The organism is Lelliottia sp. WB101, from assembly GCF_003051885.1.
GTDB lineage: Bacteria > Pseudomonadota > Gammaproteobacteria > Enterobacterales > Enterobacteriaceae > Enterobacter > Enterobacter nimipressuralis.
The window spans coordinates 214082-239898 of record NZ_CP028520.1; the positions used below are offsets into that span (position 1 = coordinate 214082).

The window sequence follows — 25817 nt, forward strand, 5'->3', positions numbered from 1 at the left end:
CACTATACGGAAAGCTTAATCTTTCGTCGACTGGCGGCAGAGTAAAGAACGGGAAATATTTCAATATTGCTGGCAACTCCTCTTCACGCGACAGGTTTACTCTCTGGCTCATCCTTCGGATCGCCAGTATGTTTACCCTCTTCCGTGCCTTGCCAACCGTGACGCTGGGTCAACGACAGATGATTACGGTCTTCGTTGATGATCTCGGTCAGCATCGCGCTGGTGCGTTTCACCGCGGCGGCGCGGGACGTCGAATCATCATCGGCCATCTCAACCATCTCTTCGACCATATCGGTGTTAAAACGACGGAACAGATCGGCACGCTCACGCGCCTCATAGGCGCCAAGCCCCAAACCTTCCAGCGCCATACGCCCGGATTTCAGCGCCCCTTCGAATGTTTCACGCTCTGGCGCGTCCACCCCTGCCTGACGCAGCTTGATGTAATGGTCCACGTCGCGCGCCCGGGAGATGATTTTCAGGTTCGGGAAATGCTCCATGGCCAGTTCAGCTAACTGCAGGCTGGCCTGCGGATCGTCAATCGCATTGATCAGCACTTCGGCTTTCGCCGCTCCGGCGGACTCCAGCAGATCGACGCGCGTCGCATCGCCGTAGAAGACCTTCATACCGAATTTACGCAGGGTTTCGATATGGTCGGGATCGTGATCCAGAATGACCATTTTCACGCCACTGGAGAGCAGCAAACGGCCAGCGATCTGCCCGAAGCGGCCAAACCCGGCGATAATCACCCGCGGCTGCTCTTCGTCAATCTCATCGGCTTCGCGATCCTGCCCGCTGCCTGATTGTTCAAGACGCGTCAGGAGCACCAGCAGAATCGGCGTGGCGGCCATCGACAGCGCCACCGCCAGCGTCAGCGCTTTCGCCCACTCCGTGTCCAGCACGTTCGCCATCTGCGCCGCGCCAAACACCACGAAGGCGAACTCGCTCCCCTGCCCCAGCAGCACGGCAAACCAGCGGCGCTGTTTATTCGGCACATTCAGCGGACGGGCGATCAGCCACAACATCCCCATTTTGATCACCAGGAAACCGGCCAGCAGAATGAGAATGCGCAGCGGGTGCGTCACCAGCGTCCCAAAGTCGATAGACATCCCGACGCCGATGAAAAACAGCCCCAGCAGCAGGCCCTTGAAGGGTTCGATATCGCTTTCAAGCGCATGTCGGTATTCGGAGCTGGCCAGCAGCACACCCGCCAGGAAAGCGCCCATCGCCATCGACAGACCAGCCTCCTCGAGCAGCAAACCAAAGCCGAAGACCAGAAACAGCGCCACGGCGCTGAACACTTCGCGCAGGCCGGATCGAGCCACAAAGCGCAGCAGCGGACGGGTCACGTAGCGCCCTAACAAAATCACCAGCGCCAGCGCGCCAGCCACCTTTAGCGCCGACAGGGCAAAAGCCCCCAGCGTGGTGGACGAGCCGCTCGCCGCCAGCAGTGGGATCATCGCCACCAGCGGAATGGCGGCAATATCCTGGAACAGTAAAACGGAAAACGTGCTGCGCCCCATCTGGGAAACCGTCAGGTTGCGCTCATTCATCGCCTGCATGGCAATCGCCGTCGAGGAGAGCGCGAGCGTCATGCCGATAAGCTCGGCCACCTTCCAGTCCATCCCGAGCAGCATACAGAAGCCGCCCAATAGTGCGCCGCAGGCGACCATCTGCAGTGCGCCGCCGCCAAATACCGAGGCGCGCAGTTTCCACAGACGCTGCGGATCAAGTTCCAGACCAATGACAAACAGCATCAGCACTACGCCGATCTCAGCGAAGTGCAAAATGGACTCAGCGTCCGTAACCAGCCCCAGCCCCCACGGGCCGATGGCGCAACCGGCAATCAAATAGCCGAGAACCGATCCCAGCCCCAGACGCACGGCAACCGGTACAATCAGCGCAGCGGCCCCCAGGTAGATCAGCGCCTGTATTAGCGTGTGGCTATCCATGGTGGTGCTCCTGCCAGTCGAGTAAACGTTGTTTATAGTGACGCGCTTGCGCCTGTAATGTTTCGTCGTCACAGACAAAGGTGCAGTGCATGGCGAAAGGCGGCAGCCACTGCAATCCGCAGTAGATTGCCGTCGCCTGCAGCGGCTGAGACAGCACCTCAAACCCTGGATGTTGGCCGATCTCGAAATGGCTTTCACCGCCGCCAGTGGTAACGGCCCACATCAGGCTTTTACCTTTTAGCGCATGGCCGTTGTGCCCGTACGCCCAGCCGTGGGAGAAGACTTTGTCGATCCACAGTTTGAGCAGCGGCGGCGTGCTGTACCACTGCATGGGATGCTGCCAGACGATAAGATCCGCGCGGGAGATGGCCTCCTGTTCGGCGGCGATATCGATGTTGAAGTCGGGGTAGAGTTGATAGAGGGAGCGTATCTCAACGCCGTCGATTTCCCTGGCTTGTTCAAGCATCCGTTTATTCGCGTGCGAGTGCTGCGGATAAGGATGCGCATAAATTATCAGAATCATTCGGAGCTCTTAACGAGAGGAACATCTGATCAAGCATATCCCATTGGCGGTAAAACAAAAACGAGATACATAAGCCCGGTTAATATGACAGGGGCGTCACCGCATTCTGTGATGATGCTTGCGGCAAATCGGACACAGCGACGCCTGCGGGTGCCAGGCATAAAATGGGCGGGAGCACGCCGGGCATGACGTCTCAAACAGAGCGTGAACGACAGGATCCGCTCTCCCCGTCGCAGGCGCTATGGAAATGGCATCGACTGGACAGACCGCCTCGCACGCTTTACAGCCGTGACACTGCCGGGCATCGAGGGTAAAGGAACCCGCCTTGAGCACGACGGCTTTTGGGGAACAGACCCGGCTGCACGCCGCGCAGGCCACACACGTTTCAGTGTCGAGGTGCAGCGAAAACTGATGATACTGCGGAAATGCCTTTGACAGCGGCTCCACCGCGACCGAAACGCCCTTCTCCAGACCAGACAAACGGCGGCGTCCATGATTGAGGGACGCGAGCTGAGGCGGATAAATTTGCCAGGCGGGCTCATCCAGCTTGCGCAGTTTTAAATTGAGCGCCGCGATAGCAACGCCCCAGTGAGGATGTTCATCCAGATCGATTTCAACGCCACGAATGTGATGCTGGACATGCCACAGCAACAGTTCATTGATTTCCGGTGCAATGGATGTGAAAGGTGCGATTAAGCGTTGCGCGCTGAGGTGTCTTCGGGGCGGCTCCAGGTGCGCAATGGCCTCCACGGGGCAGACGAACAGACAACGCCCACAGCCCAGGCAAAGATCTTGGTTCAGCGCCGCGCTCTCTCCGGTGATACTCAGCGCACCTGCGGGACAGGTGTCAACGCAGGCACGGCAGGTTGCACGTCGAAGCGAGCGGCGTAAACATGACTCGCCCACCGCAGGAGGCGGGGGGGAGTCAGCGAAAGCAAAACGAAACATCAGTGAATGCTAAAGAACGCAAAGCGCAGCAGGACTTCTGCTACCAGCAGTAACACGCCCCCTACATACAGCCACACCTGGCGCCGGCCAAGTGCGCCATATGCAAAGGCCAGCATGCCGACGACAGAAAGGCTCCAGCCCCATAAACGCAGCTGTGCGGTTGCCTGAAACGCCTCCAGCGGCTGATGCGGGAACGTCAGCGCGTCAGTCAGTCCGGCTCCGGCCAGCCACGACAGGTAAGGCATTTGCGCCAGTAATCGAACGAGAACGGCGGCCACGACCAGCCCCATCATCCAGCGTGTCAGTGAGCTATTACCTAAAGGCAGCACCGCACTCGCCACCACCGCACCGACAATGACGACCGAGCCATAAAACATGACCAGGGTGTTGGCATGCATCCAGGTGATCACCGAGGTATGCATGTAGATTTGGCTCATGCAAAACACATCAACCAGCCCTACCAGCAGCGCCAACGGCATCAGCACTTTCCACAGCGCCCCGTTCATCAGCGAGGCCAAAAAACCCAACCCGGCGACGGCCAGGAACAGGCTGGCAAATACGATTTCCCGGCTTAGCCACGAACTGCTGAAATGGCGCAGCGCATTGAAGGCGTTGAGCGGATACCCCAGATGGAATACCGATGCCAGCAGGCCAAGTCCGGCCATTACGCAGACGATAAAGACCGGCATACGTGTGCGTTCCGTTGGCATTCGTGCGGAATAGCTCTGCGTTGTGCCAGCGAACAGGTTTAAGCTCACAAACAGCGTCAGCCCGACGGCCCCCTGCAGCAGCAGGGTAAACATTAATAGCGGCCACTCATGCATGAGGCTTCTCCTTTTTCTCCGCACCCTGATGCGCTTTGATCACCAGGTTTGGCTGCGTGATCGCCGAATCAGGCAACCCCTTCACATCGCAAAGGTCGCCATATTTTTTGCGTAATTCCTCAATCGGGCCGAATTGAATTGCCCCCAGCGGGCAGGTTGCAACGCAGATCGGCTGCTCGCCCTGTGCCTGCAGATCCACACAAAAATCGCACTTCGACATTTGTCCGGTCTGCTCATTCAGCTGCGGCGCGCCGTAAGGACAGGACCATGCGCAGTATCCGCAGCCCACGCATTTATCCGTGTTCACCCTGACAATGCCGTCGCCAGGCCGTTTGTGCATCGCGGTGGTTGGGCAATTTTTCGTACAGACAGGATCTGCGCAATGATTGCAGGAGATAGAGAGCGTGTACGCGAAGACATTATTCTGCATGCCTCCCTGCCCCGTAGGCATAAAACCGCCGCCAGTCACTTCGTAAACCCGACGAAAACGACGCCCCACGTCCAGATTATTTTTATCTTTGCACGCGACCTGGCAGGCCTTGCAGCCGGAACAGCGTGAAGAATCGATAAAGAACCCGAGCTGTTTATCGCTCACGGGCGCAAAGTCCTTAAACTGACTCATGCTTCGCTACCTCCACCAGCATGGTTTGATGAGAATTCCCTTTCGCCAGCGCCGTAATTCGCGACGAGCTAAGTACGTTGGCACATCCGCCATGATCGATCCCTTGCGCATCGGGCTGCCACCAGGCACCAGCCTGCATGGCGACGACGCCAGGGATAATACGCGGCGTCACTTCCGCCTCTACCAGGCTCACGCCGCGTGCGTTATGAATGCGCACCTTGTCGCCTTGCACGATCCCGCGCGACTCAGCATCCCGTGGGTTAATCCACAGTTTTTGTGTCTGCACCTCCTGCAGCCAGGGGTTAGCGTACTGAGTTGAGTTCGCCCGGTTTTTGCCTTTCCAGGTAATGAGCTGCAAAGGGAACTGCTTCGCCAAAGGATCTTCCGGCCCTTCGTGCGCGGGCACATAGTGGGAAAGCGCTGGAATTTCCGGATGCTGCATGTCATACAACCGCTTCGAAAAAATTTCGATCTTGCCGGACGGCGTCGGGAAAGGATGGTTATCCGGATCGCGGATGTTCTCCTCAAAGGCCACCCATGGGGCGCTCTTAAACAGATGACGGCGCTGGACCTGCAATTGTTCAAAGGTCGGAAGATGTTCATCCGGCATCGACAGCCGGGTGTTTTCCCAGATGTGCTCGATCCACTGTTTCTCATCCCTTCCCTGACTGAACTCCGCTTCCACGCCAAGTTTTGCCGCTACTTCGCGCTGCCACTCATAGTCGCTCCGGCGCTCAAACTCCGGATCGATGAGCTTTTCTGATAGCACCAGATAATTTGCCGTACCCCAGGTTTCACCGATATTCCAGCGCTCCATAAAGCTGGTTTCGGGCAAAAGCAGGTCGGCATATTTCGCGCTGGGGCTCATGTAGAGATCGCTGACGACGATAAACTCGATTTTCGATTCGTCCTCAAGCACTTTCACCGTCTGGTTAACGTCCGGGTTTTGGTTCGCCAGATAGTTACCTGCCAGCGAGAACAGTATGCGGATGTTGCTGCTGAGTTTCTCGGCCCCTTTCAGGCCATCGTCCGGGTGGACTTTACTGGCATCTTCCGCCGCCTGGACCCAGTTCATGATCGAGATACTCTCTTTAACAGGGTTCTCCAGCGTTTCGGTGCCGGTGGTGAATTTTCGGTTGGCACATCCGCCGTAGCCCGCGGCCCAGCCGCCCATCACGCCGACATTGCCGGTCAGCGTGGCTAGCAGCGTGGAGCCTCTGGCGGTACGTTCACCGCAGTTATGTCGTTGCGGCCCCCAGCCCTGAATCAGCGCCGCCGGTTTGGTGGTGGCGTAATCGCGCGCCAGCTGGCGAATCGTCTGCGCGGGAACGTGGGTGATTTTCTCGGCCCATTCGGGGGTCTTCACCACGCCGTCTTTTTTCCCCATCAGATAGGCCATCAGCGACTCATTCGCCGGAACCCCCTCTGGCATCGAATCCTCGTCAAAGCCAAGCGTGTGACGGGCGATAAAGTTTTTGTCGTGCAGATCCTCGCTGATGATGACGTACATCATCGCATCCATCAGCGCATTGTCGGTCGTCGGCAGCAGCGGGATCCACTCATCCGCCAGCGACGACGTGGTATCAGAATAGCGGGGATCGACCACGATGAAGCGGGTGCCATTTTGCTTCATCTGTTGGAAATAGTGGTTGGTGTGACCAAAAATCGTCTCGGTCGGGTTGTGCCCCCAGAGGATCACCAGCGGGGTGTCTTTCAGGGTATCAAGAGAATTTCCGTTAGCCGCGATGCCGTAAGTGTACGGCGTGGCCGCCACGGTATTTCCGAGGCTGACGGAGTGGTAGTACGAGAGATACCCGCCGGTCAGATTCAGCAGGCGTTTCATCATCCCGTCGCCGGAAAACGCCCCGCCGCTGGTGGCGGTATTGTTATGCATAAACCGCGACGCCGGGCCATATTTCGCCGTGATCCGCGTGAGGTTATCCGCAATCATCGTCGTGGCTTCATCCCAGGAGATGCGCTCGAACTTCCCTTCTCCGCGCTTGCCCACGCGCTTCATCGGGTATTTGAGACGATCGGGATGATAGACGAATTTACGGTATCCACGACCACGCACGCAGGCGCGCATAATCGGCATATCAGGATCGAGTTCATTATCGGGGCGAGTGGTGATTCGTGTGACAACGCCCTCTGAAACATGAGCGCGAATATCACATTTTCCGCCGCAGTCGAAGGTGCTGCAGGTTGCGACCACTTTTTCCATCGACGGTGAGTCCGGCACGACGGCAGTCGTGTCTGCGACATCAGCGGAACGTGCAGTGCGGGATACAAAAGGAAGGGTCAGGAGTAAAGAACCCGATTTGAGGACGTTACGCCGTGAAATTTCTAAACCTTGCTTATCTGGTGCTTTTTGATGTTCTTCCATAATCACTCTCCATTTTTCAGAGCGTGATTCTCGCTTACCTCCTAAGGATTACGGTTGATATTCGTCAAGGATTAGGTACAGCGGCGAGGCGCCGCTGTAAGAAAAAAAATGAATGAGAATTAGTTATCTAATTCACTCATGTTCTTAACCTGATCGCGGTTAATTTGCTCGGTTTTACCAGTTTGTGCATTTTTATAGGAAACCAGACCGGTGTCGTCATCGACCTGTGGTTTACCGTCGGTGACGATGGTTCTGCCATCCGTGGTTTTCACTGCCTGGTTAGATGAACAACCAGCAACGGTGAAGAGAGCTGCGGCAGCAAAAATTGAGGTGGCCAGAAGTTTATTTCGCATGGTGTTCTCCCTGCTTTTCAGTTGAATTTAATTATCGACCTAACCATTTTAGGCTAACTGACTGAAGAGAGATGGAAAACCAGAAGACTCTGAAGTGGAACAAAGAGGCGTTTGTTGTAGGCGGGTAAGCGAAATGCCACCCGCCAGAGGCTTGCGCGAACAAAAACGTGCCGGGTGGCAGCTTCGCCTTACCCGGCCTGCAACACTGTTACTTGTTAATCTGCGCGTGCATTTCCTGAACCGAAATCACTTTCTCGGTGGCATCTGCGTTCAGCGCCATGGCTGTCGCGAAACCGCCGTTCAGGGTGGTGTCATAGTGCACTTTGTACTGCAGCGCGCTGCGGCGAATCAGCTTGGAGTCTTCAATCGCCTGACGACCTGCGGTGGTGTTGATGATGTAGGTGTACTCGCCATTCTTGATACGGTCCTGAATGTGCGGACGACCTTCATGAACCTTGTTGACCAGACGCGGGTTGATACCAGCTTCACCCAGTACGATAGCCGTACCATGGGTGGCATCCAGTTCAAAGCCCTGTTTCAGCAGTTTCGCGGCCAGGTCTACCACACGTTCTTTATCCCCTTCACGCACGGAGAGCAGCGCGCGGCCCTGCTTTCTCATGGTTGAGCTGCTGCCCAACTGCGCCTTAGCGAAGGCTTCTGCGAAGGTGCGGCCTACGCCCATGACTTCACCGGTGGAGCGCATTTCTGGCCCTAACAGCGGGTCAACGCCCGGGAATTTGTTGAACGGCAGCACCACCTCTTTCACCGAGTAGTACGGTGGGATGATCTCTTTGGTGACGCCCTGCTGGGTCAGCGTCTGGCCCGCCATCACGCGCGCCGCCACTTTCGCCAGCGGGATACCGGTGGCTTTGGAGACGAACGGTACGGTACGTGCCGCACGCGGGTTAACTTCAATCAGATAGACTTCGTTGTCTTTCACCGCGAACTGGACGTTCATCAAACCGCGCACCTGCAGCTCGAAGGCCAGTTTCTGCACCTGCTGGCGCATCACATCCTGAATTTCCTGGCTCAGGGTGTAGGCGGGCAAAGAACATGCGGAGTCACCGGAGTGTACGCCTGCCTGTTCGATGTGCTCCATGATGCCACCAATCAACACCATTTCGCCGTCGCAGATGGCATCCACGTCCACTTCTACCGCGTCGTCGAGGAAGCGGTCGAGCAGCACTGGCGCATCGTTAGAGACGCTCACCGCCGTCTGGAAGTAGCGACGCAGGTCGGCTTCGTCGTAGACGATTTCCATCGCACGGCCGCCCAGCACGTAGGACGGGCGCACCACCAGCGGATAACCAATCTCTTTCGCTTTCTCAACAGCCATCTCAATCGCAGTGACGGTGGCGTTGGCCGGTTGTTTCAGCTTCAGACGGTCAACCGCCTGCTGGAAACGCTCGCGGTCTTCTGCGCGGTCAATCGCATCCGGGCTGGTGCCGATAACCGGTACACCTGCCGCTTCCAGCGCGCGCGCCAGTTTCAGCGGGGTCTGGCCGCCGTACTGTACGATAACGCCCTTCGGCTTCTCGATGCGCACAATTTCCAGCACGTCTTCCAGGGTCACCGGCTCGAAATAGAGGCGGTCAGAGGTGTCGTAGTCGGTCGACACCGTTTCCGGGTTACAGTTGACCATGATGGTCTCGTAACCGTCTTCACGCAGCGCCAGAGAGGCGTGTACGCAGCAGTAGTCAAACTCAATGCCCTGGCCGATACGGTTTGGACCGCCGCCCAGCACCATAATTTTGTCGCGGTCTACGGACGGATTCGCTTCGCACTCGTCTTCATAAGTGGAGTACATGTAGGCGGTGTCAGTTGCGAACTCGGCGGCGCAGGTGTCCACGCGTTTGTAGACCGGGTGCAGGTTATACTGGTCACGCAGCTTGCGGATTTCGGATTCACGCACACCCGCCAGTTTAGCCAGACGCGCATCGGCAAAGCCTTTACGCTTCAGCATACGCAGGAAGTCCGCGTCGAGACCGGTGATACCCATCTCAGCCACTTTCTCTTCCAGTCGCACCAGCTCTTCAATTTGCACCAAGAACCAGCGGTCGATGTTGGTCAAGTTGAAGACGCCATCCACGGAGAGGCCCGCGCGGAACGCATCGGCGATGTACCAGATACGCTCAGCGCCTGCATCTTTCAGTTCGCGACGAATTTTGGTCAGCGCTTCCGGGTCATCGAGGCTCACTTTCGGGTCGAAGCCCATTGCGCCCACTTCCAGGCCGCGCAACGCTTTCTGCAGGGATTCCTGCTGAGTGCGGCCAATCGCCATCACTTCGCCAACGGATTTCATCTGGGTCGTCAGACGGTCGTTTGCGCCCGCGAATTTCTCGAAGTTAAAGCGAGGGATTTTGGTCACAACATAGTCGATAGACGGCTCAAACGACGCCGGAGTGCGGCCACCGGTGATGTCGTTCATCAGCTCGTCGAGGGTGTAACCTACCGCCAGTTTCGCCGCCACTTTCGCAATCGGGAAGCCGGTCGCTTTGGATGCCAGCGCCGAGGAGCGTGAAACGCGCGGGTTCATTTCGATAACAATCAGGCGACCGTTTTTCGGGTTCACGGAGAACTGCACGTTAGAACCGCCGGTTTCGACGCCGATTTCACGCAGTACCGCCATCGAGGCGTTACGCATGATTTGATACTCTTTGTCGGTCAGCGTCTGGGCTGGCGCGACGGTGATGGAGTCACCGGTGTGGATGCCCATCGCATCGAAGTTTTCGATAGAGCAGACGATGATGCAGTTGTCGTTTTTATCACGCACCACTTCCATCTCGTACTCTTTCCAGCCAATCAGCGACTCATCAATCAGCAGCTCTTTGGTTGGGGACAGATCCAGACCGCGTTCGCAAATCTCTTCGAACTCTTCGCGGTTGTAAGCGATACCGCCACCGGTGCCGCCCATGGTGAAGGACGGACGGATGATGCACGGATAGCCCACGTCAGCGGCAACCGCCAGCGCTTCTTCCATGGTGTGTGCGATGCCGGAGCGCGCGGTGTCGAGGCCGATTTTTTTCATCGCCACGTCGAAACGGCGGCGGTCTTCAGCTTTATCAATCGCGTCGGCGGTGGCACCAATCATGGTCACACCGAATTCCGCCAGCACGCCCTGACGCTCCAGTTCCAGCGCGCAGTTCAGCGCGGTCTGGCCGCCCATAGTCGGCAGTACGGCGTCCGGACGCTCTTTTTCGATGATTTTGCGCACCACTTCCCAGTGAATCGGCTCGATGTAGGTCGCATCGGCCATTTCCGGGTCGGTCATGATGGTGGCTGGGTTAGAGTTCACCAGGATTACGCGGTAACCCTCTTCGCGCAGGGCTTTACACGCCTGTGCGCCGGAGTAGTCGAATTCGCAGGCCTGGCCGATGACAATCGGGCCAGCGCCAAGGATCAGGATGCTTTTTATATCTGTACGTTTTGGCATGGTGTTCTCGGCTCCTGATTATTTAGCGGTCTGACGGTATTGCTCGATAAGTTCGATGAAGTGATCGAACAGCGGCGCGGCATCGTGCGGGCCAGGGCTGGCTTCCGGGTGCCCCTGGAAGCTGAACGCCGGTTTGTCGGTGCGATGGATACCCTGCAGGGTATGGTCGAACAGCGACTTGTGGGTGACGCGCAGGTTAGCGGGCATTGACGCCTCATCCACCGCAAAACCGTGGTTTTGCGCGGTAATCATCACCGTGTTGTTGTCGATATCTTTCACCGGGTGGTTTCCACCGTGGTGGCCGAACTTCATCTTGATGGTTTTCGCACCGCTCGCCAGCGCCAGCAGCTGATGGCCGAGGCAGATGCCAAATACCGGAATATCGGTTTCGAGGAAGCGTTTAATCGCTTCAATCGCGTAATCACACGGTGCCGGGTCACCCGGGCCGTTGGAGAGGAAGATGCCATCCGGGTTCATCGCCAGCACGTCTTCGGCCGGGGTTTTCGCCGGAACGACTGTCAGGCGGCAGCCGCGATCCACCAGCATGCGCAGGATGTTGCGCTTCGCGCCGTAGTCGTAAGCCACCACGTGGAACGGCAGCTCGTCTTCTTTTTTCGCTTCTGGCAGTTCACCTGCCAGCGTCCAGCTCCCCTGAGTCCAGCTGTAGGCTTCCGCTGTGGTCACTTCTTTCGCCAGATCCATTCCGTTCAGGCCAGGGAAGGCTTTCGCTTTTTCCTGCGCCAGTGCCACATCCAGGTTGTCGCCTGCGATGATGCAGCCGTTCTGTGCGCCCTTCTCGCGCAGCAAACGGGTCAGCTTACGGGTATCGATATCGGCAATCGCCACGATGTTGTGACGCTTCAGGTAAGAAGAGAGGTCTTCAGTATTGCGGTAGTTGCTGGCAATCAGCGGCAGGTCGCGAATAATCAGACCTTGCGCGTGAACCTGAGAGGATTCTGCATCGGCTTCGTTGGTGCCGACATTACCAATATGAGGATAAGTAAGGGTGACGATTTGGCGGGAATAGGAAGGATCAGTGAGGATTTCTTGATAACCGGTCATTGAAGTATTGAAAACGACTTCCCCAACCGCCGAACCTGTTGCCCCTATGGCCCGACCGATAAACTGGGTTCCGTCTTCCAGAACCAATAGCGCTGACTTAATCAAAACACCCTCCAGAGAATATTCACTCACTTTATCTGCATATTAATTCACAACGGCGTTATGAATCAATGCAAATTTGTTTCCCGCGGATTTTCGGCAAACGGCGGCATTCTGGGGATTTAGAGGGGTAAAGTCAACTCAAAATGGCTTTTTTGTTTATTATTTTACGCGGCTTTGGCGTTTAACGGAGTTTAAGCCATAAAAAGATCAACAAAATCACGTTAGAAAACGTTTGTACGCTGAGTTTAGTGAGATTTGATGGAGGAGCACAACAAAAACCAGACCAAATGGTCAAAATTTACAGTACGATAACACAAAAAAGCGAGATAACTGTAACTTTACTCAATAATATTAAGAAATCCACTTCAAACAGACAAAATAAAAGGGCAATAAAATATTGCCCTGTGCAATCAATCAATTATGACTGCAATAACCACATCACGATGGGTAATAACACTTATAAATCGTTAAGATTAAGCACATCTCTCATATCAAAAAGACCGTTATCTAAATTTTTAAGCCACAATGCCGAGCGCACGGCGCCGTTGGCAAAGGTCATGCGGCTGGAGGCTTTATGGGTAATCTCCACACGCTCGCCGATATCGGCGAAGATCGCCGTATGTTCGCCGACGATATCCCCCGCTCGCACCGTAGCAAATCCAATCGTGCCCGGAACACGCTCGCCCGTATGCCCTTCGCGAGAGTAGACCGCGCAGTCCTTTAAATCCTTATCAAGTGCATAAGCAATCGCTTCGCCCATCGCCAGCGCCGTACCGGATGGGGCATCCACTTTATGGCGGTGGTGCGCTTCGATAATTTCGATATCCGTGTAGTCGCCCATCACTTTCGCGGCTTTCTCCAACAGCTTGAGCATGACGTTCACGCCCACGCTAAAGTTAGCGGCGAAGACAATCGCAATCTCCTGGGAAGCGTCTTTGATCGCCTGTTTGCCCGCGTCGTCAAAACCGGTGGTACCGATGACCATTCCTTTACCGTGCTGACGGCAAAAGGCCAGATGGTGCAGCGTCCCTTCCGGGCGCGTGAAATCGATGAACACGTCAAAATCGTCTTTCACCGCATCCAGACTGCTTTGCACGGTTACGCCCGTCTTGCCCACACCCGCCAGTTCACCCGCATCCGTTCCAAGAAGCGAGGAGCCGTCGCGCTCCAGCGCCGCGCCAAGCGCAACGCCGTCTAACTGTAGCGCTGCCTGAATTAACTGACGGCCCATACGGCCACCCGCGCCCGCTATCGCGACACGCACCTGTGCATCATGCATAGTTATTCTCTTACGTTAAAAGTATGTAAATCGTTTTCAGATTAACCAGCCTGTGACGAAGCCGCTATCTTAAAACGCCGATAATTAGAATTTTATGATAAACAGGCGGCAGTATCAGTAAAAGACATGAGGTTCAGCGAAAACCGCATGATTCACGCAAAGGGTGGAACTGTCGGGTTCATCACAGGGAATCAGACAAAAAAATGCCGGTCTCTTTCGGGACCGGCATTTTCTAAACAGAGAGGATTATTCGACTTCTTTCGCGTTGATGCGCAGCTCTTTCGGCACTTCAAAGACGATATTTTCTTCGCGACCTTCCAGCGGCACCGCTTCGCCGCCACCCAGCTCCTGCAAACGCTTAATCACGTTTTGCACCAGAATATCCGGCGCGGAGGCACCGGCGGTCACGCCGACACAGGCTGCGTTTTTGACCCACGCTTCCTGAATGTCGGTGGCGTCATCAATCAGAAACGCGGTTTTCCCCATACGCTGCGCCAGCTCGGCCAGACGGTTGGAGTTAGAAGAGTTTTTGGAACCGACCACCAGCACCACATCCGCCTGCTCGGCCAGCGCGCGCACCGCTTCCTGACGATTGGTGGTGGCGTAGCAGATGTCATCTTTGCGCGGCCCGACGATTTTCGGGAACCGGCTGCGCAGGGCGTCGATGACATCAGAGGTGTCGTCTACCGAGAGCGTCGTCTGGGTCATGAACGACAGGCGCGCTTCGTTTTTCACTTCCAGCGACAGCACATCGTCCGGCGACTCAACCAGATACATTCCCCCTTCCGGGTTGCTGTACTGGCCCATCGTGCCTTCCACTTCCGGGTGGCCGGCGTGGCCAATCAGAATCGACTCTTCACCACGACGGCTGGCACGGGCGACTTCCATATGCACTTTGGTCACCAACGGACAAGTGGCGTCGAAGACCGTCAGGTCACGACTTTTCGCTTCGTTACGCACCGCCTGCGAGACGCCGTGCGCCGAGAAGATCAGGATCGCGCCGTCAGGCACTTCACTGATCTGCTCGATAAAGATTGCGCCGCGCTCGCGCAGGCTGTCTACCACATAGCGGTTGTGGACCACTTCGTGACGGACATAAATCGGCGCGCCGTAAATTTCCAGCGCGTTTTCAACAATGCTGATAGCGCGGTCTACTCCGGCACAAAAACCGCGCGGGTTAGCCAACAGGATCTGCATTTACTTCCTCCAGCGCCGGGTCGATCTCCAGCACTTCAACATCAAAATGGACGGTACGCCCGGCAAGCGGATGGTTGAAATCAACGGTGATGGAATCGCCATTAATTTCACGGATCACGCCAGGCATTTCGCTGCCATCCATAGCGGTAAAGAGCATAATCGCGCCGATTTCCGGCTCGCCCGCGTCCATGAATTCACGGCGCGAGAAATACTGGATCAGATCCGGGGTTGGCACGCCAAACGCCGCATCAGGCTCGAGAGAGAAGGCTTTTTTCTCACCCTCTTTCAGCCCAAGCAACTGCTGCTCCAGACCTTCCGAAAGAGAGGTGTCACCCAGGCGGAACAGCGCAGGTTTGCCGTTATTGCGGGTCGATTCCGCAGTGGAACCGTCGTCCAGTTTCAACGTGAAATGGACCAGCACCGCGCTATTGCTCTGTATGGATTTTGACATGCCGATTTGCTCGCTTGTTTTGCCTCAACGGTTTGCCCGGTGGCGCCTGGCTTCCGGGCTTACGTGAGGCACATATTCTGTAGGCCGGCTCACACCCGGCCTTTACATTTACGCCTGCTCTTTCGCTGCGGGTTTAGGCAAGAAACCTTCCAGCACAATCAACGCGGCGCCGATGCAAATTGCGCTATCGGCCAGGTTGAAGGTGGCGAAGTGCCAGTTACCGACGTAGAAGTCGATCATATCGACCACATAGCCGTGCCACAGACGGTCAAACAGGTTACCCAGCGCACCGCCAATGATCAGCGCGTAGGCGATGTTGGTCAGCTTCTGCGTCGCTTTTGAGCGATACATCAGCACCGCGAGGATCACGCAGATACCGATAGCGATACCCGCGAAGAACCAGCGCTGCCAACCGCCGCTGTCGGCGAGGAAGCTGAACGCCGCGCCGTAGTTGCGCGCGTAATGCAGATTAAGTGACGGGAACAGCGGTACCGTATCCCCCAGAGCAAAGTTCTGGAGGATCAGGAATTTACTGCCCAGATCAATAATCAGTACGACGACGACCAGCCACAGCCAGCGCAGTCCTGTTGCACAGAGACATTTACTCATCAGGCAAACTTACGTTTTTCGCCATCACCGGCGATGTTGCTGACACAGCGTCCACAGATATCTGCGTGTTCCGCCACCTGACCAATATCGTTGGTGTAATGCCAGCAGCGCGGACATTTCTCACCTTCGGCTTTGCTCAACGCCACCTTCAGCCCTTTGAGCAGCTCGCTCTGCTGGGCATCGGCAGTCGCCTGTGCATAATCGGCAACGCTGGCACCTGAGGTCAACAGGACAAATCGCAATTCATCGCCCAGTGCCGTCAGTTTCGCCGCCAGCTCAGGTTCAGCGTACAGGGTCACTGCCGCTTCCAGAGAGCCACCGACTTTCTTGTCAGCACGCGCCTGTTCGATAACCTTGTTCACTTCGCCACGCACTTTCAGCAGCTCGTCCCAGAAGGTATCGTTCATGGCTTCAGTCTCAGCCAGACCAAACAGGCCGGTGTACCATTCGCCGGTGAAGACGTACTTCTCGCGGTCGCCTGGCAGGTAGCCCCAGATTTCGTCTGCGGTGAAGGACATGATCGGTGCCATCCAGCGAACCAGTGCTTCTGCGATGTGATACAGCGCAGTCTGGCAGCTGCGACGCGCCACGCTGTCTGCTTTCGCGGTGTACTGACGGTCTTTAATGATGTCGAGATAGAACGAGCCCATCTCGATGGAGCAGAAACGCATCAGGCGCTGCACCACTTCGTGGAAGTCGTAAGACTCGTAGGCTTTCAGGATGTCGTCCTGCGCCGCTTGCGCGCAGCCCACAGCCCAACGATCCAGCACGACCATCTCTTCCGGTTTCACCATGTCTTTGACCGGGTCGAAACCGTTCAGGTTAGCGAGCAGGAAGCGCGCGGTGTTACGGATACGACGATAGCTGTCGGCAGCACGTTTGAGGATCTCATCGGAAACCGCCATTTCGCCGGTGTAGTCCGTAGAGGCCACCCACAGACGCAGAATGTCCGCGCCCAGTTTGTTCATCACATCCTGCGGAGAAACGGTATTACCGATGGATTTGGACATCTTGCGTCCCTGACCATCCACAGTAAAGCCGTGCGTCAGAACCTGACGATATGGCGCTTTACCTTTCATCGCGGTGGAGATCATCAGAGAAGACATGAACCAGCCGCGGTGTTGGTCAGAACCTTCCAGATACATATCCGCCGCATGGCCATAGAACTCAGGGCGCACATCCACCACAGAAGAGTGGGTAGAGCCGGAGTCGAACCATACGTCGAGGGTGTCTGGTACTTTCTCGTAGTTGGCCGCGTCGTCGCCCAGGATCTCTTTCGAGTCCAGATCCCACCACGCCTGGATGCCATCCACTTCAACGCGTTTGGCGACTTCTTCCATCAGCTCCAGCGAGCGAGGGTGCAGCTCCTGCGTCTCTTTGTGAACGAACAGGGACATCGGCACGCCCCAGGTACGCTGACGGGAGATACACCAGTCAGGGCGGTTAGCGACCATGGATTCGATACGCGCCTGGCCCCAGTCCGGGATCCACTGCACGCCTTTGATCTCTTTCAGAGACTGCTCGCGCAGGCCTTTCTGATCCATGCTGATGAACCACTGCGGGGTCGCACGGAAGATGATTGGCGACTTGTGACGCCAGCAGCACGGATAGCTGTGCTGCATCTTCTCAACGTGCAGCAGGGCACCGCTGGTGCGCAGCATGTCGACAATGATGTCGTTCGCTTTAAAGACGTTGATACCGTCCAGCGCCGGGTAGGTGCCTGGCAGGTATGCGCCGTCCGGCCCGACCGGGTTTGCGATTTCCAGACCGTATTTCAGGCTGATGTTGTAGTCATCCGGGCCATGGCCACCGGCGGTGTGTACCGCACCGGTACCGGCGTCCAGCGTAACGTGATCGCCAAGGATTGCCGGCACGTCGAAATCGAGGAACGGGTGTTTGAAGCGCATCAGCTCAAGCTCAGCGCCGTTCACGGTGCCCAGTACGGTGTATTCGCTGATGTTTGCGCGTTTCAGGACGCTCTCAACCAGATCTTTAGCCAGAATCACCGCCTGGCCTTCAACCTGTACCAGCGCGTAATCGAAGTCCGCAGACAGGGAGATTGCGCGGTTCGCAGGCAGAGTCCACGGGGTAGTGGTCCAGATAACCAGGGAAATTGGGCCGTTGACGGAGGTCACGCCGAATTTCGCTTTCACCGCGTCCTGATCTACCGCGTGGAACGCCACGTCGATAGACGGAGAGGTTTTGTCGTAATATTCCACTTCCGCTTCTGCCAGCGCAGAACGGCAGTCAACGCACCAGTGCACAGGCTTCGCGCCTTTATGCAGATGGCCGTTACCGATGATTTTACCCAGAGCGCGAATGATGTTGGCTTCAGTTTTGAAGTCCATCGTCAGGTATGGACGAGACCAGTCGCCCAGCACGCCCAGACGGATGAAGTCTTTACGCTGACCATCAACCTGCGCGGCCGCGTATTCGCGACATTTTGCACGAAACTCGGCGGCGGTGAATTTCTCACCTGGCTTGCCGTATTCCTGCTCCACTTTCAGCTCGATCGGCAGACCGTGGCAGTCCCAGCCCGGAACGTAAGGCGAGTCAAAACCGGTGAGTCCTTTGGACTTCACGATAATGTCTTTCAGAATCTTGTTTACAGAGTGACCAATATGAATGCTGCCATTCGCATATGGAGGGCCATCATGCAGAATGAAGGTTTTTTTGCCTTTTTTGGCTGCACGGATGATGCCGTACAGGTCATCATCGGTCCAACGCGCCAGCATTCCCGGTTCACGCTTGGCGAGATCGCCGCGCATCGGGAACCCTGTTTCCGGCAAATTCAGGGTTGATTTATAGTCACTCATCAGATTCTCGGTTCCGTATTTAAAACTCGTTCAGGCATTAAGCCGGGTTCGATAGCCCAAAAAATTCGCGGGCCGTTAACTCATCACGCGCAATTTGTGCTTTCAGCTCATCGAGCGAAGCAAATCGCTGCTCATTGCGTATTTTTTTACGCAGGATTACATCTATATGGCGACCGTAAAGGTCCATTACAACGTCAAGCAGATGCACTTCAAGCTGCTGACGCACACCTGCTACCGTTGGACGGGTGCCGATATTGGCCACGCCCGGCAACGGTTTATCACCCAATCCGGTGACTTCTACCGCATACACCCCTTTTACCGGGGAAACCTGACGACGCAGCGGGACGTTCGCCGTCGGGAAACCTATTGTGCGACCGAGTTCATCGCCATGCACGACCCGCCCGGAAATGGCAAACGGATGCCCTAACAGGTTCTCCGCCACGTCCAGCTGATCGTCGGCTAAGGCCATACGCACTGCCGTGCTGCTTACGCGCACGCCACCTTCGCAGAAGGTCATGGTGCTGGTGACATCAAAGCCATACTCCAGACCCGCCTTCTGTAATAACAAGAAATCGCCCTGACGACCAGCGCCGAAGCGGAAATCATCGCCCACGGCGAGAAACTGCACGCCCAGACGTTTTACCAGCAGATCGCCGACAAAATTTTGCGCCGTCAGTGCCGCAAAACGTCGGTCGAAGCGCACGCAAAGTACGTAGTCCACGCCGCATTCCGCCAGATAGCGCAATTTTTCACGCAGGCGAGTTAAACGCGCGGGCGCTTTATCACCGGCAAACAGCTCCAGCGGCTGCGGTTCGAAAATCATCACCACGACCGGCAGCCCACGGGCCTCGCCCTCTTTACGCAATCCCTGCAACAGCGCCTGATGCCCACGATGCACGCCGTCGAAATTACCAATGGTCAGTACGCACCCGTGCGGGGCGTGACTGAGATTATGTATGCCGCGTATCAGCTTCATGACAGGCTCAAAACAGTGAAAATCGCCCGAGTATACCTTGTACAGCGGTTAAGGTTAACCGGCGATTGTTGCCTCAAATCAGAAAGCCGTAATGATTTCATGATGCTTAGCTTTCGGAGGGAAAAAATCTGCCCGTTACTGCGTTTTTTTACATCGAAAGACTGTATTCAGCTGAGACAAGCTGGTAGAATCCTGCGCCATCACTACGTAACGTAGCGTCGCCATTCAACGGCGCTTATTTGCACAAATCCATTGACAAAAGAAGGTATAGAGGGCATATTCCTCGGCCTTTGAATTGTCCACATAGATCATATTTGGGAGTTGGACTTGGCTAATATCAAATCAGCTAAGAAACGTGCTATTCAGTCTGAAAAGGCTCGTAAGCACAATGCAAGCCGTCGCTCTATGATGCGTACTTTCATCAAGAAAGTATACGCAGCAATCGAAGCTGGCGACAAAGCTGCAGCGCAGAACGCATTTAACGAAATGCAACCAATCGTGGATCGTCAGGCTGCTAAAGGTCTGATCCACAAAAACAAAGCAGCGCGTCATAAAGCAAACCTGACCGCGCAGATCAGCAAACTGGCTTAATCGCCACTTGTTGTTGCTTGTTATAAAGAACCCGCTTAATGCGGGTTTTTTTATTGGCTCATTTTGACGCTGGCGGTGTAAAGAGCGCCGAGTAGTCGCGGTTACAGATACGCTGCACTGCCGGATGCTGAATCATCCTTTCGGCGAAAATCGCGTGATACTCTTCCATCACGTTGTCCACCCGCCCAATCTCTGTGACTCTGTCATCGGTGTACAGATCATGTGCGTAAAGCGTTGGGGCGACGAAGATCGCGTTATGCGCTTCGCCAAAAGCTTTCATGAGCGCCGCATCATCAAACTCTCCCAGAATCTCTACCTTCAGACCCTGCGAGTTAAACCAGTTCAGCAGCTTGCGGCCTAACATCGAACGTCGTCCCGGCACGAGCAGGCGTCGCTCCTCAAGGCAGGCGGGAAACGGTTTATCTGGCGGCGGATTGATGCACCAGAAGCTCACGCCGCATTCGCCAATCTTGACCGAGAACAGCCCTTCCTGTTGAGTAGAGTCTATCGGGCAGTCCGAGATGATGATGTCCAGCTTATGCTGGCTCAGCTGTTCCAGCAGCATCTCGTGCGTCGATTCAAAGCAGCGCAAATGGATCTGCTCATCTTCCACCACCGCCGCGTCCAGCACGCCGCTCACCAGCCGTTTAGACAGCGCATCCGCAACGCCCACATCAAACAACAGGTTTGACTCTTTGCGGTAGTTCACGATATCGAGCATCTCCTGGCTCAGGGTGAACATCTTATCCGCATAGCGAAAAACCAGTTCACCCAGTTCGCTCGGCTCAATACCCCGACCTTTACGCTTAAACAGCTTCCCCTGCAGGCGTTCTTCGAGTGCCTTTATCTGACCGGTAATGGTCTGGGGCGTCAGATAGAGCGCCTCTGCTGCGCCCACCACTGAGCCTTCTTTGTAGACGTGCCAGAAATAGTACAGATGGTTGTAATTGATGTGAGACATAGCATTTCGCTCCCTGAGAGTATTGTCAGGAGAGGGCCTCTGCCCTCCCCCTTTTAACTGTTAGGCCGGTTGCACCTGTCCGGACAGCTTCACTTTCAACAGTGTGTATCCCGTGAACGCGGCCAGTAACGAGCCGATCAAGATCCCGAGTTTTGCCCACACGATGAGCTGAGGGTCATATGACGCAAAGGCCAGGGTCGAGATGAAAATCGACATCGTGAAGCCAATTCCGCACAGCACGCCGACCGCCGCGATTTGCCGGAAGGTCGTCCCCTGCGGCAATGACGCGAACTTCAGCTTAAGAGCCAGCCAGCAGAACAGGCCGATCCCCAGCGGCTTACCGATAAACAGGCCAGCGACAATGCCCATCGGCAGCATGGACGTCAGGCCGCTCAGGGTGACGCCCTGCAGCGACACGCCCGCATTCGCGAATGCAAACAGCGGCAGGATCATAAAGGCGACCCAGGGATGCAGGACATGCTCCAGCTGTTTGGCCGGGGATTTGCCCTTCTCATCCGCTTTCAGCGGCACAAAGAAGCCGATGATGACGCCCGCCAGCGTCGCATGAACGCCCGATTTCAGTACCGCGGTCCACAGCACCACGCCCACCAGAATGTAGATCCCGGTTCGGCGCACGTTAAACAAATTCAGCAGCGCCAGCACAGCGATAGCGCCCGCCGCCACGCTCAGAGATAACACCGACAGCTCGCTGGTATAGAACAGAGCGATAATCACGATCGCGCCCAGGTCGTCGATAATCGCCAGCGCCATCAGGAAAATCTTTAACGCCACCGGCACGCGACTGCCCAGCAGCGCCAGCACGCCCAGCGCAAAAGCAATATCTGTTGCCGCCGGAATCGCCCAACCGTGGCGAGCGACCGGGTCATGGTAGTTAAACACCAGATAGAGCAGCGCAGGCACCACCATACCGCCCAGCGCAGCAATAACCGGGAAAGCTGCCCGCTGACGACTGTTAAGCGACCCAAGAACCAGCTCTCGTTTTACTTCCAGGCCCACCAGCAGGAAGAACACGGCCATCAGCGCGTCGTTAATCCACAGCAGCATGTTCTTGTTGATCTCTAATGCACCCACGCGCAGCTCAACGGGCGTGTCCAGAAATGCACGGTACAGGCCCTGAGTCGCATCCATATTCGCCAACACCATGGCGGCAAGTGCAGCGATAATCAAAATCACGCCGCCGGACGCCTCATTGCTGAAGAATCGTTGTAAAAGTTTCACTTTAGTTCTCTCTCTAAGACCATACCTCGATAAAACCATAATACCAAGGCTAACAGCTCGAAAAAATCAGATTAATATTGCGGATATACTCGGTTTTGCCGAGTCATTCGCCACCAAAAGAAAAAGCCCGGAATCGCTTCCGGGCTTTGAAAAATTCACACTCGCTAAGGGATTAGCGGGTCAAATCATCGAAGAATTTTTTCACGCCATCGAAGAAGCTTTTGGAACGCGGGCTGTTATTCTCGCCCGTTGGACCGCCGAAGCTTTCCTGCAACTCTTTCAACAGCTGTTTCTGTTTGTCGTTCAGACCGACCGGCGTTTCGACGACCACGCGACACAGCAGGTCACCCTGCGCACCGCCGCGAACGGATTTCACGCCTTTGCCGCGCATGCGGAACAGCTTGCCAGTCTGGGTTTCGCCCGGAACCTTCAGGTTCACGCGCCCGTCGAGCGTAGGCACTTCGATCTCACCGCCCAGCGCCGCCATCGCGAAGTTGATCGGCACTTCACAGTACAGGTTGTTGCCTTCACGCTCAAAGATGGCGTGCTGCTTCACCTGAACCTGAACGTACAGATCGCCCGCTGGTGCGCCGTGCTCGCCTGCTTCGCCTTCACCGGACAGACGAATACGATCGCCCGTATCCACCCCTGCCGGAATTTTGACGGACAGGGTTTTGGTCTTCTCAACGCGACCGTGACCGTGACATTTGTTGCACGGATCTTTAATCAGCGTACCGCGACCATGACAGTGCGGACAGGCCTGCTGCACCGCGAAGAAGCCCTGGCGAATCTGTACCTGACCAGAACCGTGACAGGTTGGACAGGTCTGCGGCTTGGTACCCGCTTTCGCGCCGCTGCCGTGGCAGATATCACACTCTTCCAGCGTCGGAATGCGAATCTCTTTCGTGACACCGCGTACGGCCTCTTCCAGCGTCAGATCCATGTTGTAGCGCAGATCCGCGCCGCGCGCTGCGCGCTGACGACCACGGCCACCGCCGAAGATATCACCGAAAACATCGCCAAAGATGTCGCCGAAATCAGCACCACCGCCACCAAAGCCACCGCCGTATCCGCCGCCGCCCATGCCGCCTTGTTCAAACGCCGCATGACCGTACTGATCGTAGGCTGCACGTTTCTGAGCGTCGGTCAGGATTTCATACGCTTCTTTGATCTCTTTAAATTTGGCTTCGGCCTCTTTGTCACCCTGGTTACGGTCCGGGTGAAATTTCATGGCCAGGCGCTTGTACGCCTTTTTGATTTCACGCTCTTCCGCGGTTTTCGGAACGCCTAAAATCTCGTAGTAGTCTTGCTTTGCCATTGGTTTTTTCAGCCCCTTAACATGCGAGCACGGGCGGAGAGGAAACCTCTACGCCCGTGCCGATTAATTACCCTGCATCAGGGCGATTATTTTTTGTCTTTTACTTCTTCGAACTCAGCGTCGACAACGTCGTCGTCTTTCGCATTGTTCGCGGAAGCACCAGCTTCAGCGCCAGCCTGCTGCTGTGCGTGCTGTTGCTGAGCAATTTCCATCAGCTTCTGGGACGCCTGCGCCAGCTCCTGCATTTTCGCTTCGATGTCCGCTTTGTCTTCGCCTTTCAGGGAAGTTTCCAGCGCGCTCAGTGCAGCTTCGATAGCGGTTTTGTCATCAGCTGGCAGCTGTTCGCCTGCTTCTTCAACCTGCTTACGAGTGCTGTGCAGCAGATGGTCACCCTGGTTACGGGTCTGAACCAGCTCTTCAAACTTACGGTCAGATTCAGCATTTGCTTCTGCTTCACGAACCATTTTTTCGATCTCTTCTTCGTTCAGACCAGAAGAAGCCTTGATGGTAATCTTCTGCTCTTTACCGCTGTTTTTGTCTTTCGCGGAAACGTGCAGGATACCGTCAGCATCGATGTCGAAGGTGACTTCGATCTGTGGCATACCGCGCGGTGCCGGGCTGATACCGTCGAGGTTAAACTGGCCCAGATCTTTGTTATCCGCAGCACGTTTACGCTCACCCTGCAGCACATGGATGGTTACCGCAGACTGGTTGTCTTCAGCGGTAGAGAACACCTGGCTGTGCTTGGTCGGGATAGTGGTGTTTTTGCTGATCAGCGCAGTCATCACGCCGCCCATGGTTTCGATACCCAGCGACAGCGGGGTAACGTCCAGCAGCAGAACGTCCTTCACTTCGCCGGTCAGTACGCCGCCCTGAACCGCTGCACCGATTGCCACAGCTTCGTCCGGGTTAACGTCTTTACGCGGCTCTTTACCAAAGAATTCAGCAACTTTCTTCTGAACCATTGGCATACGAGTCTGCCCACCTACCAGGATAACGTCCTGAATGTCAGAGACAGACAGACCAGCATCCTGCAGAGCAACTTTCAGCGGCTCAATGGAACGGTTGACCAGGTCTTCGACCAGGCTTTCCAGTTTCGCGCGAGTCACTTTGATGTTCATGTGTTTTGGACCAGACGCATCTGCAGTGATGTACGGCAGGTTCACGTCGGTCTGCTGCGCAGAAGACAGCTCAATTTTGGCTTTTTCTGCGGCTTCTTTCAGGCGCTGCATGGCCAGCGGATCGTTACGCAGGTCAATGCCCTGATCTTTCTTAAATTCGTCAACGAGGTAGTTGATCATACGGCTGTCGAAGTCTTCACCACCCAGGTGGGTATCACCGTTGGTTGCCAGAACTTCGAAGGTTTTTTCGCCGTCAACTTCGTCGATTTCGATGATAGAGATATCGAAAGTACCACCGCCGAGGTCGTAAACCGCGATAGTACGGTTGCCAACTTCTTTATCCAGACCGTAAGCCAGTGCAGCTGCGGTTGGTTCGTTGATGATACGTTTGACTTCCAGACCTGCGATACGACCGGCATCTTTGGTAGCCTGACGCTGAGCATCGTTGAAGTAAGCAGGTACAGTGATAACCGCTTCAGTTACCGGTTCACCCAGGTAATCTTCAGCCGTTTTCTTCATTTTCTTCAGCACTTCAGCAGAGATCTGCGGTGGTGCCATTTTCTGGCCCTTCACGTCGATCCATGCATCACCGTTGTCAGCACCGATAATTTTGTACGGCATGATGGCTTCATCACGCTGAACTTCTTCGTCCTGGAAGCGACGGCCAATCAGGCGTTTAATCGCAAACAGAGTGTTTTGCGGGTTAGTCACGGCCTGACGTTTAGCCGGCTGGCCAACCAGAGTTTCACCATCCTGGGTATAAGCAATGATAGAAGGCGTGGTGCGATCGCCCTCGGCGTTCTCCAGCACACGTGCAGTAGTGCCGTCCATAATCGCTACACAAGAGTTGGTAGTACCCAGGTCGATACCAATAATTTTACCCATCTAAACGTCTCCACTAAAAATTTGTTCATCATGTGGTTGTGAATCTGTAATAAGGGCGAAACGTGCGGTTTCAACTGCCCAGATTTGATTTTTTTCAGCTTCACTCACTGCGGTTGACTACAAGATGGGGTCGTAACGGCATCCATCAAGGGGGAAGGATAAAAAATTTTTTAAT

At 55.6% G+C, this 25817-nt stretch carries 20 protein-coding genes and 2 pseudogenes; 1 reads left to right on the forward strand and 21 read right to left on the reverse strand.

What is annotated here, in order from left to right; all coding sequences use genetic code 11:
* Nucleotides 1-83: 83 nt before the first annotated feature.
* The 17 genes and pseudogenes from kefC to DAI21_RS23150 all read right to left on the reverse strand — a co-directional run bounded on the left by kefC (nt 84) and on the right by DAI21_RS23150 (nt 19756).
* The gene (kefC, locus tag DAI21_RS00960) at nt 84-1949 is read right to left on the reverse strand and encodes a glutathione-regulated potassium-efflux system protein KefC (RefSeq protein ID WP_102104575.1); all 1866 of its coding nucleotides are present in this window, start codon (nt 1947-1949) and stop codon (nt 84-86) included.
* Nucleotides 1942-2472, reverse strand: a complete 531-nt coding sequence (gene kefF / locus DAI21_RS00965) for a glutathione-regulated potassium-efflux system oxidoreductase KefF (RefSeq protein WP_102104574.1) — start codon at nt 2470-2472, stop codon at nt 1942-1944. The genes kefC and kefF overlap by 8 nt, the downstream gene beginning before the upstream one ends.
* A gap of 96 nt (nt 2473-2568) precedes the next feature.
* Nucleotides 2569-3123: a 4Fe-4S binding protein gene (locus DAI21_RS00970; RefSeq protein WP_234419509.1), complete on the reverse strand. Its 555-nt coding sequence runs from the start codon at nt 3121-3123 to the stop codon at nt 2569-2571.
* A 90-nt stretch (nt 3124-3213) separates the two neighbouring features.
* A pseudogene (locus tag DAI21_RS23450) lies at nt 3214-3420 on the reverse strand (indolepyruvate ferredoxin oxidoreductase subunit alpha); the annotation flags it as partial.
* Complete coding sequence (locus DAI21_RS00975; protein ID WP_107702276.1) at nt 3420-4244, reverse strand: DmsC/YnfH family molybdoenzyme membrane anchor subunit; 825 nt, start codon at nt 4242-4244, stop codon at nt 3420-3422. The pseudogene DAI21_RS23450 and the gene DAI21_RS00975, both read right to left, overlap by 1 nt.
* A complete protein-coding gene (locus DAI21_RS00980) occupies nt 4237-4866 on the reverse strand; it encodes a DMSO/selenate family reductase complex B subunit (RefSeq protein WP_107702277.1) in 630 nt (209 codons plus the stop codon). The genes DAI21_RS00975 and DAI21_RS00980 overlap by 8 nt, the downstream gene beginning before the upstream one ends.
* Nucleotides 4853-7249 (reverse strand): DMSO/selenate family reductase complex A subunit, encoded by a 2397-nt coding sequence (locus tag DAI21_RS00985; RefSeq protein ID WP_107702278.1) that lies wholly within the window; start codon nt 7247-7249, stop codon nt 4853-4855. Before DAI21_RS00985 ends, DAI21_RS00980 begins: the two co-directional genes overlap by 14 nt.
* Before the next feature lie 119 nt (nt 7250-7368).
* Nucleotides 7369-7602: a YgdI/YgdR family lipoprotein gene (locus DAI21_RS00990; RefSeq protein ID WP_107702279.1), complete on the reverse strand. Its 234-nt coding sequence runs from the start codon at nt 7600-7602 to the stop codon at nt 7369-7371.
* Between the two features lie 208 nt (nt 7603-7810).
* Nucleotides 7811-11035, reverse strand: coding sequence for a carbamoyl-phosphate synthase large subunit (gene carB / locus DAI21_RS00995; RefSeq protein ID WP_100777685.1), 3225 nt, complete (start codon nt 11033-11035; stop codon nt 7811-7813).
* Between the two features lie 18 nt (nt 11036-11053).
* On the reverse strand, nt 11054-12202 hold the full coding sequence (gene carA / locus DAI21_RS01000) for a glutamine-hydrolyzing carbamoyl-phosphate synthase small subunit (RefSeq protein WP_107702280.1): 1149 nt from the start codon (nt 12200-12202) through the stop codon (nt 11054-11056).
* A 454-nt stretch (nt 12203-12656) separates the two neighbouring features.
* The gene (gene dapB / locus DAI21_RS01005; protein WP_107702281.1) at nt 12657-13478 is read right to left on the reverse strand and encodes a 4-hydroxy-tetrahydrodipicolinate reductase; all 822 of its coding nucleotides are present in this window, start codon (nt 13476-13478) and stop codon (nt 12657-12659) included.
* A 246-nt stretch (nt 13479-13724) separates the two neighbouring features.
* Nucleotides 13725-14675, reverse strand: coding sequence for a 4-hydroxy-3-methylbut-2-enyl diphosphate reductase (gene ispH, locus DAI21_RS01010; RefSeq protein ID WP_107702282.1), 951 nt, complete (start codon nt 14673-14675; stop codon nt 13725-13727).
* Nucleotides 14656-15126 (reverse strand): FKBP-type peptidyl-prolyl cis-trans isomerase, encoded by a 471-nt coding sequence (gene fkpB / locus DAI21_RS01015; protein ID WP_095280714.1) that lies wholly within the window; start codon nt 15124-15126, stop codon nt 14656-14658. Before fkpB ends, ispH begins: the two co-directional genes overlap by 20 nt.
* Before the next feature lie 108 nt (nt 15127-15234).
* Nucleotides 15235-15735: a signal peptidase II gene (lspA, locus tag DAI21_RS01020; RefSeq protein ID WP_107702283.1), complete on the reverse strand. Its 501-nt coding sequence runs from the start codon at nt 15733-15735 to the stop codon at nt 15235-15237.
* Nucleotides 15735-18551 (reverse strand): isoleucine--tRNA ligase, encoded by a 2817-nt coding sequence (gene ileS, locus DAI21_RS01025; protein ID WP_107702284.1) that lies wholly within the window; start codon nt 18549-18551, stop codon nt 15735-15737. The genes lspA and ileS overlap by 1 nt, the downstream gene beginning before the upstream one ends.
* A 37-nt stretch (nt 18552-18588) precedes the next feature.
* On the reverse strand, nt 18589-19527 hold the full coding sequence (gene ribF, locus DAI21_RS01030; RefSeq protein ID WP_102104566.1) for a bifunctional riboflavin kinase/FAD synthetase: 939 nt from the start codon (nt 19525-19527) through the stop codon (nt 18589-18591).
* A 7-nt stretch (nt 19528-19534) separates the two neighbouring features.
* Nucleotides 19535-19756 (reverse strand): annotated as a pseudogene (locus DAI21_RS23150) (DUF2575 domain-containing protein).
* A gap of 98 nt (nt 19757-19854) precedes the next feature.
* On the opposite strand from DAI21_RS23150, the gene rpsT reads away from it, so the two are divergent.
* A complete protein-coding gene (rpsT, locus tag DAI21_RS01040; protein ID WP_100777693.1) occupies nt 19855-20118 on the forward strand; it encodes a 30S ribosomal protein S20 in 264 nt (87 codons plus the stop codon).
* A gap of 58 nt (nt 20119-20176) precedes the next feature.
* Here the strand turns inward: rpsT and nhaR are convergent, their stop codons facing one another.
* From nhaR to dnaK, 4 genes are all read right to left on the reverse strand, one after another.
* Complete coding sequence (nhaR, locus tag DAI21_RS01045) at nt 20177-21079, reverse strand: transcriptional activator NhaR (RefSeq protein ID WP_100777694.1); 903 nt, start codon at nt 21077-21079, stop codon at nt 20177-20179.
* 60 nt (nt 21080-21139) lie between these two features.
* Nucleotides 21140-22318: a Na+/H+ antiporter NhaA gene (gene nhaA / locus DAI21_RS01050; RefSeq protein WP_100777695.1), complete on the reverse strand. Its 1179-nt coding sequence runs from the start codon at nt 22316-22318 to the stop codon at nt 21140-21142.
* A gap of 172 nt (nt 22319-22490) precedes the next feature.
* Nucleotides 22491-23636: a molecular chaperone DnaJ gene (gene dnaJ / locus DAI21_RS01055; protein WP_102104565.1), complete on the reverse strand. Its 1146-nt coding sequence runs from the start codon at nt 23634-23636 to the stop codon at nt 22491-22493.
* 86 nt (nt 23637-23722) lie between these two features.
* On the reverse strand, nt 23723-25642 hold the full coding sequence (gene dnaK / locus DAI21_RS01060) for a molecular chaperone DnaK (protein ID WP_107702285.1): 1920 nt from the start codon (nt 25640-25642) through the stop codon (nt 23723-23725).
* Nucleotides 25643-25817: the final 175 nt, after the last annotated feature.